This window comes from Pseudomonas sp. SWI36, assembly GCF_002948105.1.
Classification (GTDB): Bacteria; Pseudomonadota; Gammaproteobacteria; order Pseudomonadales; family Pseudomonadaceae; genus Aquipseudomonas; species Aquipseudomonas alloputida.
Genome location: NZ_CP026675.1, coordinates 1,444,842 through 1,456,890 on the forward strand (window position 1 = coordinate 1,444,842; position 12,049 = coordinate 1,456,890).

10 protein-coding genes are annotated in these 12,049 nt (G+C 60.3%); 1 reads left to right on the forward strand and 9 read right to left on the reverse strand.

From position 1 onward, the window contains the following. Positions 1-33: 33 nt before the first annotated feature. From C4Q27_RS07125 to hmpA, 9 genes are all read right to left on the reverse strand, one after another. Positions 34-1,161, reverse strand: coding sequence for a hypothetical protein (locus C4Q27_RS07125; RefSeq protein WP_104886668.1), 1,128 nt, complete (start codon positions 1,159-1,161; stop codon positions 34-36). 114 nt (positions 1,162-1,275) lie between these two features. Continuing rightward, on the reverse strand, positions 1,276-2,484 hold the full coding sequence (alaC, locus tag C4Q27_RS07130; protein ID WP_004576357.1) for an alanine transaminase: 1,209 nt from the start codon (positions 2,482-2,484) through the stop codon (positions 1,276-1,278). 308 nt (positions 2,485-2,792) lie between these two features. Next, complete coding sequence (gene cyoE / locus C4Q27_RS07135; RefSeq protein WP_003248596.1) at positions 2,793-3,680, reverse strand: heme o synthase; 888 nt, start codon at positions 3,678-3,680, stop codon at positions 2,793-2,795. An 11-nt stretch (positions 3,681-3,691) separates the two neighbouring features. Next, on the reverse strand, positions 3,692-4,024 hold the full coding sequence (cyoD, locus tag C4Q27_RS07140; protein ID WP_003248599.1) for a cytochrome o ubiquinol oxidase subunit IV: 333 nt from the start codon (positions 4,022-4,024) through the stop codon (positions 3,692-3,694). Further along, positions 4,024-4,647: a cytochrome o ubiquinol oxidase subunit III gene (gene cyoC / locus C4Q27_RS07145; protein WP_010952048.1), complete on the reverse strand. Its 624-nt coding sequence runs from the start codon at positions 4,645-4,647 to the stop codon at positions 4,024-4,026. The genes cyoD and cyoC overlap by 1 nt, the downstream gene beginning before the upstream one ends. 3 nt (positions 4,648-4,650) lie before the next feature. Further along, positions 4,651-6,669, reverse strand: coding sequence for a cytochrome o ubiquinol oxidase subunit I (gene cyoB, locus C4Q27_RS07150; RefSeq protein ID WP_010952047.1), 2,019 nt, complete (start codon positions 6,667-6,669; stop codon positions 4,651-4,653). Between the two features lie 3 nt (positions 6,670-6,672). Further along, positions 6,673-7,614 (reverse strand): ubiquinol oxidase subunit II, encoded by a 942-nt coding sequence (gene cyoA, locus C4Q27_RS07155; protein ID WP_003248605.1) that lies wholly within the window; start codon positions 7,612-7,614, stop codon positions 6,673-6,675. A 559-nt stretch (positions 7,615-8,173) separates the two neighbouring features. Beyond that, positions 8,174-8,680 carry a disulfide bond formation protein B gene (locus C4Q27_RS07160; protein ID WP_003248609.1) on the reverse strand — a complete coding sequence of 169 codons (507 nt, stop codon included), beginning with the start codon at positions 8,678-8,680 and terminating at the stop codon, positions 8,174-8,176. A 454-nt stretch (positions 8,681-9,134) separates the two neighbouring features. Next, positions 9,135-10,313 carry an NO-inducible flavohemoprotein gene (gene hmpA / locus C4Q27_RS07170; protein ID WP_104886669.1) on the reverse strand — a complete coding sequence of 393 codons (1,179 nt, stop codon included), beginning with the start codon at positions 10,311-10,313 and terminating at the stop codon, positions 9,135-9,137. A gap of 154 nt (positions 10,314-10,467) precedes the next feature. Here hmpA and norR point away from each other — a divergent pair, with 154 nt between their 5' ends. After that, positions 10,468-12,024, forward strand: coding sequence for a nitric oxide reductase transcriptional regulator NorR (gene norR, locus C4Q27_RS07175; protein WP_104886670.1), 1,557 nt, complete (start codon positions 10,468-10,470; stop codon positions 12,022-12,024). The last annotated feature ends 25 nt before the right edge of the window (positions 12,025-12,049 follow it).

The following is a 12,049-nucleotide window of genomic DNA, read 5'->3' on the forward strand; positions in this document are numbered from 1 at the left end:
GGCCAATACCTTCGCCGGCCGCCCCCTTTTCAGTCAGCAGATGGGCTGGTAGGTCTCTGCATCCCAGCGTTGCAAACCTAGGCCTGCGCTCGGCTCGTAGCCACCTCCCTGCACCTTGCTGAATTGCGTATGCGCCTCACCACAATGCACCAGACGATCGTTCTCATCGCCCTCGGTGAGTACCGTGTAGGACTTACTGCGCATGGCCTGATACTGCCTGTCGGCAGCCGCCATGACCTGGTGATACTTCATCAACTGGCAGCTGCTCAAGGCCAGACGTTTGTCCAGCTGCACGCCCCAGCGGGTCAGGCAAACCTCGGCAAAGTGGCGAACGATCAGCCCAGGTTCGGTCAGCACCTTGCCATCGCCTGCGCCATCAGCCGAGGCGTTGCCCACCAGCGTGGCATGGCGGCCCGGCATCGGGTAAACGCATATCCGTGTTTCTTTGGCGACCGAAGGGATCACGCAGGCAAAACCTTTGGAGCGCTCATCCCTTGAGTAGAAGCCTACGTACTCTTTGACATTGTCCGCCAAGGTTACGCGCTCGGCCTGTAGGTTACCGACGCCAGGCACCGGGTCGATGGCAAATATGTTCACCGGTATGCCGCGCAATACCGGGTCTTGCGCCATGGCATTGGCCAGCATGTGGCAGCTGATCCCTCCCCTGCTCCAGCCCACCAGATTGACCTGGGTTGGCAGGCGCGGTTTGCGGAACATGCTGATGATGCGCTCCTGCAGTTCCTGCGGGGTCGGGTGGCGATCGCCGTAGTCGTAGGTTCGCCAGAACCATGAGGCGGAGGAAGACACGTCCGGAATGGGCACACCGGCAGCTTTCAGCCGCTCGTATTCCTGCTCACTGAGCTTGGTGCGCCGCCAGCTGCTTTCGCCTTTGATGACCTGCAGCACATGGTTGACGTTCTCCTCCCAACCGCGGCCAAACAGCTGGCCGGTCCAGTTGAAATAGCCGCCGGGTTCGACGAACAGGTTGTCATCCTGAAGGTTGCCGCTGCCTGGGCCGTCGACGGCGATCCAGTGGGCGAATTCCCGGCTCTGGTCGTTGCTGGCCAGGGTCGAGACCAGCTCGCCATTCCAGAAATTGGGATTGGCGTCGTCGAAACGGTGCGAGCCAGTGCCGCAGAAGTAGGCGGTGAAGACACTCATGGGGGATCTCTTTGGTGAGAAATGAGTGCTGACGGTAGGCGTACGGGTAACCAGAAGGCAGGCGGAAAGCTCACCCAAGAGGCAGGTGGGGCTGCTTCGCAGCCCCCAACGGGCTTACTTGCGAGCCAAACCATCAGCCCGGAACATTTGCCGGATCCCGCGGATGGCCTGGCGAATACGGTCCTGGTTCTCGATCAACGCAAAACGCACATGGTCGTCCCCATAGTCACCAAAGCCGATCCCCGGCGACACGCAGACCTTGGCCTCGGCCAGCAGCTTCTTGGAGAACTCCAGCGAACCCAGGTGCGCATACTCCGGCGGGATCTTCGCCCACACGTACATCGACGCCTTGGGGTTCTCGACCATCCAGCCCAGTTCGTGCAGCCCTTTGACCAGCAGGTTACGGCGCTGGCGATACTGCTCGGCAATGTCGCGCACGCACTGTTGGTCGCCTTCCAGCGCGGCAATGGCTGCAACCTGTAGCGGGGTGAAGGTGCCATAGTCGTGGTAGCTCTTGATCCGAGCAAGGGCGCTGACCAGCTCGGGGTTGCCGACCATGAAGCCGATGCGCCAGCCGGCCATGTTGTAGCTCTTGGACAGGGTGAAGAACTCCACCGCAATGTCCTTGGCACCCGGCACCTGCATGATCGACGGGGCTTTCCAGCCGTCGTAGACGATATCGGCATAGGCCAGGTCATGCACCACCAGTACGTTGTACTGCTTGGCCAGGGCCACCACGCGCTCGAAGAAGTCCAGCTCCACGCACTGGGCAGTCGGGTTGGACGGGAAGCCCAGGATCATCATCTTCGGCTTGGGGATGGACTCGCGAATGGCCCGCTCAAGCTCGTTGAAGAAGTCCACACCCGGCACCAGCGGCACCGAACGCACCTGGGCACCGGCGATCACTGCGCCGTAGATGTGGATCGGGTAGCTGGGATTGGGCACCAGCACCGTATCGCCCTGGTCGAGGGTGGCCAGCATCAGGTGGGCCAGGCCCTCTTTCGAGCCGATGGTGACGATGGCTTCGCTTTCCGGGTCGATGTCGACCTCGTAGCGGTCCTTGTACCAGTTGGAGATGGCCCGGCGCAGGCGGGGGATGCCGCGCGACGTGGAGTAGCCGTGGGTGTCTTCACGCTGGGCGACCTGTACCAGCTTCTCGACGATGTGCGGCGGGGTGGCGCCATCGGGGTTGCCCATGCTCAGGTCGATGATGTCCTCGCCACGACGGCGGGCAGCCATCTTGAGCTCGGCGGTAATGTTGAAGACGTAGGGGGGGAGACGATCGATGCGCGCAAAGCGGCGCGGCGAACCTGGGTTGGCCATGGCTTCCTCTGAGTACGTAAGCGCCCGGAACCGTCCGAGCGACGTTGGCCGATGTGGCGGCCTGGATCAGACGATAGTGCCGGAACAGGATACTTGTAAAGGACAATTTCCTGTTTTGTTAGAACTTTTCAGATCTATTGTTTGAAAATCAGAGATTTATATTTTCCTGTGCTGGCCTCTTCGCGGGTAAACCCGCTCCTACAGGAACCTTGTAGGAGCGGGTTTACCCGCGAAGAGGCCAGCACAGGAAAAACACCAAAAAAAACCCCGGCACAGAGGCCGGGGCTTTCGTGAAACAGGCAGCAGTTTCAGCGTGCGTAGGTCATCAGCACATCCGCAGCGGTCTGGCTGTCCACACCCATCATCACGCTCAATGCAGTGACGGTGAGGATGGAGAAGCCGAACACCTTGCGGGCCCACTTGCTGTCGTCCTCGGCCTTGTAACCACCCCAGGCCATGTACAGCCAGTAAAGGCCCATGGCAGCAGCCACGGCCAGGTAGCCGAGGCCGGCGTAACCGCCGAGGGTAAGCATCAGGGTGGCGAGCACGAAGGCCAGCACGTACAGCACGATCTGCTTTTTCGCCGCGAGGATGCCACGTGCCACCGGCAGAACCGGAATGTTGGCAGCGCTGTAATCCTTGAAGCGGAAGATCGCGATGGCAAAGCTGTGCGGCATCTGCCAAAGGCTGAACATCACCAGCAGGGTTACCGCAGCCAGGTCGAAGCTGTTGCTCACGGCGCAGTAGCCGATCACCGGAGGCATGGCACCCGACAGGCTGCCAACCAAGGTGCCGTGCACCGATTTACGCTTCAGCCACAGGCTGTAGAAACCGACGTAGACGACAAAGCCAATCAGTGCGCAGAACGCAGACAGCGGGTTGGCCTGGACATACAGCAGGCTGAAACCCGCCACCCCGAGCAGGGTGGCGTAGATCAGCGCGAGGGGCAGCGACATGCCGCCCTGAACCATGACACGGTTCTTGGTGCGCTCCATCTTGTGGTCGATGTCACGGTCGATGCAGTTGTTGAACACGCATCCGGACGCAACCACCAGCGAAGTACCGATCACCACCGCCAGGAACAGGGCGAAATCCACATGGCCCTTCGAGGCAAGGAAGAAACCGCCTGCCACGGAAAGCACGTTACCGAAAATGATCCCCGGTTTGGTGATTTGGATAAAGTGCTTAACGGACATGCAGTCTTACCTCACTTGGCCAACATTTCGAAGTGGATGCTGAACATGATCCACAGCGACAGGCCGACAAGCAGAGCGATCACCAGGGTGGTGAACAGGAACGTCGAAACGTTGTTGCGTTGCTCTTTCGAGCGGTCCATGTGCAGGAAGTAAACCAGGTGAACAACTACCTGGATCACGGCCATGGCAACAATGATCAGAACGGTCAGGTTCTTCGGCAGGCTGGCAGTCATGGCCAGGCCGAACGGGATCGCAGTCAGGATGATCGACAGTACAAAACCGATCATGTACGACTTGACGCTGCCGTGATTACCTTCGTGATGAGTGTCGTGTGCGTTAGCCATTACAGAACCCCCAGCAGGTAAACGACGGTGAATACGCAGATCCAGACCACGTCCAGGAAGTGCCAGAACAGGCTCAGGCAGCTCATGCGGGTCTTGGCGGTCGGCGTGATGCCGTGCTTGTTGATCTGGTACATCATGATTGCCATCCAGATCAGACCAGCAGTCACGTGCAGACCGTGGGTACCTACCAGGGCGAAGAAGCCCGACAGGAAGCCACTGCGCTGCGGGCCGAAGCCCTCGCTGATCAGGTGATGGAACTCATAGATTTCCATCGCGATGAAGCCTGCACCGAACAGGAAGGTCACAGCCAACCAGCCCAGTACGCCCGCTTTCTTGCCATCGAACATCTTCAGCATGGCGAAGCCGAAGGTGATCGAGGACAGCAGCAGGAACAGCGTTTCAACAGCTACGAAATCGAGCTGGAAGATGTCGTGACCCGACGGGCCGCCGGCAAAACTGCCGGACAGCACCGCGTAGGTGGCGAAGAGCGACGCAAACAGGATGCAGTCGGTCATCAGGTACAGCCAGAAACCCAGTACGGTCATCTGGCCCGAGTCGTGGTGGTGGTCGTCGTGCCCATGGTCGTGACCATGAGCAGCGCCGTGCATTACTTGACTGGACATTGATTACACCCGCTCAAACGATTCGACACGTGCGCCGGCAGGCAGAGCACCTGCTTTGGCCAGCGCTTTCATACGCTCGCCTTCGATGCGCGCCACTTCTTCGGCCGGAACCATGTAGCCCTGGTCGTCACGTGCAGCGTGGCGAACGAAGACAGCGATGGTTGCAACCAGGCTCGCGCCAACCAGCCACCAGATGTGCCAGATGAAGGCGAAGCCGAAGACGGTCAGGAACAGGCCCATGAACAGACCGGTAGCGGTGTTGCTCGGCATGTGAATGGCTTCGTACTTGGCCGGGGCCTTGTACGCAACGCCTGCTTCCTTGGCTTCGTGCCAGCAGTCCAGACCAACTTTCTCAGGCATGTGAGCGAAGTTGTAGAACGGAGGTGGCGAAGAAGTCGACCATTCCAGGGTACGGCCGCCCCATGGGTCGCCGGTCACGTCCAGGTTCTGGTTGCGGTCGCGGACCGAAACGACGATCTGGATCAGCTGGCAAGCGATACCGAACAGGATCAGCACGGCGCCGACAACGGCTACGTACAGGTAGGGTTCCCACAGTGGGTTGTCGGAGTGGTTCAGACGACGGGTCATGCCCATGAAGCCCAGGGCGTACAGCGGCATGAACGCAACGTAGAAGCCCGACAGCCAGAACCAGAAGGCAGCTTTGCCCCACTTCTCGTTCAGGGTGAAGCCGAAGGCTTTCGGGAACCAGAAGGCGAAACCGGCGATGTAGCCGAATACCGCGCCACCGATGATCACGTTGTGGAAGTGCGCAATTACGAACAGGCTGTTGTGCAGGACGAAGTCAGCACCCGGAACGGCAAGCAGTACGCCGGTCATGCCACCGATGGAGAAGGTGACCATGAAGCCCAGGGTCCAGAGCATCGGTGCGGTGAAGCGCACACGGCCTTGGTACATGGTGAACAGCCAGTTGAACAGCTTCACACCGGTCGGAATGGAGATCAGCATCGTCGCCAGGCCGAAGAAGGTGTTGACGCTGGCGCCGGCACCCATGGTGAAGAAGTGGTGCAGCCATACAGCAAAGCCGAGGATGGCGATCGCGCCCGATGCGTAAATCATCGAGTGGTGGCCGAACAGGCGTTTGCCAGAGAACGTCGAAGTTACTTCCGAGAACACGCCGAAGGCCGGCAGGATCAGGATGTAAACCTCAGGGTGACCCCACGCCCAGAACAGGTTGACGTACATCATCGGGTTCCCACCAAGCTCGTTGGTGAAGATGTGGAAGTCCAGATAACGGTCAACGGTCAGCAGAGCGAGTGCAGCAGTCAGAATCGGGAACGAAGCGACGATCAGCACGTTGGCCCAGGTGCAGGTCCAGGTGAAGATCGGCATGTCCATCAGTTTCATGCCAGGTGCGCGCATCTTCATCACGGTGACGAGGAAGTTCACGCCGGTAAGCGTCGTACCCAATCCGGATAGCTGTAGCGCCCAGATGTAGTAGTCGACACCCACCCCAGGGCTGTACTGAATGCCCGCGAGCGGCGGATAGGCAACCCAGCCGGTCTTGGCGAATTCACCAACGCCCAGCGAGATGTTGACCAGCAGCACGCCTGCCAGCAGCAGGTAGAAGCTCAGGGAGTTCAGGAACGGGAAGGCAACGTCACGTGCACCGATCTGCAGAGGAACCGCCAGGTTCATCAGGCCGGTGAAGAACGGCATCGCCATGAAGATGATCATGATCACACCGTGAGCGGTGAAGATCTGGTCATAGTGTTCAGGCGGCAGGTAGCCTTCGGAGCCGCCGGTTGCGGCAGCCAGCTGGGTACGCATCATGATGGCGTCGGCAAAGCCGCGCAGCAGCATGACCATCGCGACGATGATGTACATCACGCCGATCTTTTTGTGGTCGACAGTAGTCAGCCACTCGCTCCACAAGTAGGTCCACTTGCGGAAATAGGTGATAAGACCGACGACAGCGATACCGCCGAGCGCGATCATGGCAAGCGTCACCATGACTATCGGCTCGTGATAGGGTATCGCCTCCAGGCTTAATTTACCGAACATCTCTTACTCCTCTGCACCGGCAGCTGGTTGCATACTCGATTCCACACCCTTGGTTGTGGCCAGATCTTTGCTGCCTGCTTCTTCGTGGCTACGACCGCGGTTCATGCCTTCGTACTTGTCGACGATCAGCTGGAACTGCTCAGGCGAAGCCTCGCTATACAGCGCGACCGGGTTGTTTTCGCTTGGTTTGGCCAAGGCGTCGTATTCGGCCTTGTCCAGCTTCTTCGGCGACTGCTTGACTTCAGCGACCCACTTGTCGAAGTCTTCCTGAGAGGTGGCAGTAGCCTTGAATTTCATGCCGGTGAAGCCAGCACCGCTGTAGTTGGCGCTGATACCGTCGAATTCGCCGTTTTCGTTGGCGATCAGGTGCAGCTTGGTGGTCATGCCGGCCATGGCGTAGATCTGACCGCCCAGGCCCGGGATGAAGAACGAGTTCATCACGGCGTCGGAAGTGACGCGGAAGTTGACCGGAGTGTTAGCCGGGAAGACGATCTTGTTGACCGTGGCAATGCCCTGCTCCGGGTAGATGAACAGCCACTTCCAGTCCAGCGCGACCACGTCGATCTGAATCGGCTTAACGTCCGAATCCAGCGGACGATAAGGGTCCAGCTTGTGGGTGGAGTGGTAGGTGACGTAACCCAGGGCGATGATGATCAGGATCGGGATGATCCATACCGCGGCCTCGATCTTGGTCGAGTGCGACCAGTCAGGAGTGTAGGTGGCTGCCTTGTTGGAAGCACGGTACTTCCAGGCGAACGCCAGGGTCATGATGATCACAGGGATTACCACCAGCAGCATCAGGCCGGTAGCGATCAGGATCAGGTTCTTTTGCTCAATGCCGACCTGGCCCTTCGGGTCGAGCAGGGTCCAGTTGCACCCACTGAGTAAAAGCATGCCTAAAAAGGGCAATATGCCAAACAGTCTGGGGTAACGCTTTTTACTCATCTCACGACCTCTAGATCAGCTTGCTTCAATGCAATTTGTGTTTTGGTAGCCAACACTTCGTCCTGCCAAGTGAGGCATTTCGCGCCCGTACTCGCTCCTGCCTGGGGTCCGACTGCAGGACCTTGGCTTCAAGCGGGTTAGCGGTGCTTATGGTTTCGTAGGCAACAGGCCTGTACTTCAGACCAAGTCCATTTGGTGCGGGAAAACGCGGAGGGGTGTCCGCCCGGTATCGCCGTTGGGCGAAACTTGACGAAGTCAGCAAAAAGGAGCGCTGAGGCTTCCTTCAATCCTGCGACTCGCAAGCAGTGCCGAACGGAAATTGGGGGCGATTGTAGATAGGTCGCCAACCCTTGACTATGACTTATTGAGCAACAGTCTTTTACAGAATCTGTAACAATGCTGCTCGATAATTCAACTTCGCGACAGTTTGTCGCACCCCGCTTGATAGGCCTCAAAGCCGCACCCTGCAAGGCCTGCGGGTTGATCTGGATCAAGCGGTGCGCAACTTTTCCCTCTTCTCATGCGGTGCAAAAGACCCCATGCAATTCGGGACTTTTGTCTAAGCCTGGCGTCGATTGCGGTAGATACCGAGCGGAACCAGGACGGCGGTCAGCACGAAGGCAACAAGTGCCCATTGCGCCAGCGACAGGCCGAGGATCGGCGGATACGGCGTGCTGCAGAAGCCGTCGACCTGGAACGCCAGTGGCCACAGCTTCGCCAGTGGCAGGTCATCCACGATCGGCTGCAGGGTATCGATACCGCAACTGACCATGGGGTTGGCGAGTATATACACATGGTTGCCCGCCGCAACGATTCCGCCAATTGCACTGAGCACAACCAACGCCTCGAAGAAGGTCAGGCTGCGGCGCCCGGGCATCGCCGCAGCGATGAAGGCAAACACGGCAATGAACAGCAACGCATAACGCTGCAGGATGCACAACGGGCAGGGTGCCTCGCCGAGCACCACCTGCATGTAGAGGGCGCCGCCGATCAGTGAAAGGCAGATCAGCCCCAACAGCACCAGAAAGCGCCGTTCCCGATTCAGGCGCGATGTTTGTTCGTTCATTGCCGGTTCCTTCGATGGATAGTGGCAGCGTGGTCCGCCTGCCTGGGCGCAAGTCTACACGCTGGGCATGGCCTGTGAGCATGCCGAGGGAACGTCGCGGAAGCACTGCGCAGGGCTATCCAGTGTGGGTGAGACCGGCCGCAACGACGTCGGTTCAACGCCGGGCGGCAAAAAACGGCTGCCCAGGTGCCGCGCAGGGGCAAGCCCCTCGACACCCGGGAGTGAAGGATACCGTGATTAAAGGATGATTAAGGATGAAAGCTGCGCAGGTGCTTTCATCTCTTCTTTATATATAGGCAGAAAGATGTGCTGCAGCGGGGGACGAGTACGCTATAGGCCTGTACCGGCCCCTTCGCGGGTAAACCCGCTCCTACAGTTACGGCACCACATTCAAGACCGGTGCAATACCTGTGGGAGCGGGCTTGCCCGCGAAGAGGCCGGCACAGGCGCTACATCACTCCAGCGCTGCCGCCGGCCCGAAGAACTCGTAGCGGCTCTGCTGCTCGGGCACACCCAGGCCCTTCAGCTGGCGCTTGACCGCCGCCATGAAGCTCTTGGGCCCGAGGAAGTAGGCATCCACGTCACGCTCCTGCGGCAGCCACTCGGCGAGCAGGTCTTCACTCAGCAAACCCACGGCATCGGCCGCAGCGCCACCTTCCGGCTCGGCATAGCAGTAGAAGCGCTTGAGCTGTGGATGACGCGCCGCCAGGCCATCGATCCAGTCCCGGAAGGCATGCACCGCGCCGTTACGCGCACAGTGGATGAAATGCACCTCGCGCCGGGTTTGCAGTGCTGCCTGCAGCATCGCCAGGGTCGGGGTAATGCCCACCCCTCCGCTGATCAGCACCAGCGGCTTGTCGCTGGCTGCCAGGGTGAAGTCACCCGCAGGCGGGAACAGTTGCAGGGTATCGCCCACCATCAGCTCATCGTGCAGGTAGTTGGAGACCTTGCCGCCCGCCTCGCGCTTGACGCTAATGCGGTATTCCTTGCCGTCGCACAGCGCCGACAGGGAATAGTTGCGGCGCTGCTCGGCACCGTCAATGTCCAGTTTCAGACCGATGTACTGGCCAGGTTCTGCCTTGAGCACCGGCATGCCATCCACCGGGGCGAAGTAGAACGAAACGATCTCGCTGCTTTCCTGCTCGCGGCGTACCAGGCGGAATTCACGGGTACCGCGCCAGCCACCCTCGGCCTCTTCCTTCTCTTTATAGAGGTTTTCTTCAGCACCAATCAGAATGTCGGCCAGCTGGCCATAGGCCGCGCCCCAGGCGTCGATCACCGCAGGTGTGGCAATGTCCTTGCCCAGCACTTCCTCGATGGCGCGCAGCAGGCAGCTTCCGACAATCGGGTAGTGCTCCGGCAGAATCTGCAGGGCAACATGCTTGTTGATGATCTGCCCGACCAGGCCGCCCAGTTGCTCCAGCTGGTCGATATGGCGGGCATACATCAACACGCCGTTAGCCAGCGCACGCGGCTGATCGCCACTGGCCTGGTGGGCCTGGTTGAACAGCGGCCGTACCTCGGGGTACTCGCTGAGCATCATCTTGTAGAAGTGGGTGGTCAGCGCTTCGCCGCCGCTTTCCAGCAGAGGTACAGTGGCCTTGATGATTGCACGTTGTTCGGCATTGAGCATTGCAACAACTCCTGAGCCTGTGGCTTCAAATGACTGCCCCTGCCATTACAGCAATCGTGCCAACTTTTATCGCCAGCAAAATCAGGGGTTTGATGCAGGTCATGTCAAAACGACCCACCCCTGCGTATAGTCATATCGACCCACAGGAGTCCTTATGACTACAAAGCCACTGCTCACCACCCTGCTGCCTCTGGTCAGCGACCTGTCCCGCGATTTGCCCGACCAGGAACGCTACCGCCGCCTGTTGCAAGCCATGCGCGGCCTGCTGCCGTGCGATGCTGCAGCACTGCTGCGACTGGATGGTGAATGGCTGGTGCCGCTGGCAGTGGATGGCCTTAGCCCCGACACCCTCGGCCGGCGCTTTCGGGTCAGCGAGCACCCGCGTTTCCAGATACTGCTGAGCCGCCCGGAACCCACCCGTTTTGCCAGCGACTCCGAACTGCCCGACCCCTACGATGGTTTGGTCAATGCCCCCGATGCCGACCTTGAAGTGCACGACTGCATGGGCTGCCCGTTGATGGTCGATGAGCGCCCATGGGGCCTGGTCACCCTCGACGCCCTCACCCCCGGGCAGTTCCAGAGCCTGGAGCTGGATGCCCTGCAGGCCTTTGCCAGCCTGGCTGCCGCCACCGTTACCGTGGCCGAGCGTATCGAGCACCTGGCCCTGCGCGCCGAAGACGAACACCATCGCGCCGAGCTCTACCGCCAGGCCAGCGGCCAGGATAGAGAGCTGATTGGCCAGAGCGCCGCACACAAACGCCTGGTGGAGGAAATTCGTCTGGTCGGCAGCAGCGACCTGACCGTGCTGATCACCGGCGAAACCGGGGTCGGCAAGGAGCTGGTGGCCCAGGCCCTGCACCGGGCCAGTAGCCGCGCCGACAAGCCGCTGGTCAGCCTCAACTGCGCCGCCCTGCCCGACACCTTGGTGGAAAGCGAACTGTTCGGCCATGTGCGCGGCGCCTTCACCGGCGCGCATGGCGAGCGCCGCGGCAAGTTCGAACTGGCCAACGGCGGCACACTGTTCCTCGACGAAGTGGGCGAACTGCCGCTGACGGTCCAGGCCAAGCTGTTACGCGTGCTGCAAAGCGGCCAACTGCAGCGCCTGGGTTCGGACCGCGAGCACCGGGTGGACGTGCGCCTGATCGCCGCGACCAATCGCGACCTGGCTGCCGAGGTGCGTACGGGCAACTTCCGCGCCGACTTCTATCACCGCCTCAGCGTATACCCGCTGCACGTGCCACCGTTGCGCGAACGTGGGCGAGACGTGCTGCTATTGGCGGGCTACTTCCTCGAACAGAACCGTTCACGGCTTGGCCTGAACAGCCTGCGCCTGAGCCATGAGGCCCAAGCCGCGTTGATCGCCTACGACTGGCCAGGCAATGTGCGCGAACTGGAACACCTGATCGGCCGCTCGGCACTCAAGGCGCTGGGCCAGCACCCTGATCGGCCACGTATCCTCACCCTCGAAGCCATCGACCTGGACCTGCGTGTGTCGGCAGCCACGCCAGGCACGCTGCCCTCCCCCGCTGCACCGCAGCAAGTAGTCGCCCCGCCTGAAGGCGGCTTGCGTGAAGCCGTCGATATTTACCAACGACAGGTGATCGAAGCCTGCCTGCAGCGGCATCAGGACAACTGGGCAGCAGCGTCCCGCGAACTCGGTCTGGACCGCGCAAACCTGAGCCGTTTGGCCCGCAGGCTAGGGCTTCGCTGAGGCTTTTCTACCAAAGGATTAACCC

Coding starts and splice junctions, on each gene's coding strand:
- cyoA (WP_003248605.1), bottom strand. CDS start 7,614: ATGAGTAAAAAGCGTTACCCCAGACTGTTTGGCATATTGCCCTTTTTA.
- cyoE (WP_003248596.1), bottom strand. CDS start 3,680: ATGTCCGTTAAGCACTTTATCCAAATCACCAAACCGGGGATCATTTTC.
- alaC (WP_004576357.1), bottom strand. CDS start 2,484: ATGGCCAACCCAGGTTCGCCGCGCCGCTTTGCGCGCATCGATCGTCTC.
- norR (WP_104886670.1), top strand. CDS start 10,468: ATGACTACAAAGCCACTGCTCACCACCCTGCTGCCTCTGGTCAGCGAC.
- hmpA (WP_104886669.1), bottom strand. CDS start 10,313: ATGCTCAATGCCGAACAACGTGCAATCATCAAGGCCACTGTACCTCTG.
- C4Q27_RS07125 (WP_104886668.1), bottom strand. CDS start 1,161: ATGAGTGTCTTCACCGCCTACTTCTGCGGCACTGGCTCGCACCGTTTC.
- C4Q27_RS07160 (WP_003248609.1), bottom strand. CDS start 8,680: ATGAACGAACAAACATCGCGCCTGAATCGGGAACGGCGCTTTCTGGTG.
- cyoD (WP_003248599.1), bottom strand. CDS start 4,024: ATGGCTAACGCACACGACACTCATCACGAAGGTAATCACGGCAGCGTC.
- cyoB (WP_010952047.1), bottom strand. CDS start 6,669: ATGTTCGGTAAATTAAGCCTGGAGGCGATACCCTATCACGAGCCGATA.
- cyoC (WP_010952048.1), bottom strand. CDS start 4,647: ATGTCCAGTCAAGTAATGCACGGCGCTGCTCATGGTCACGACCATGGG.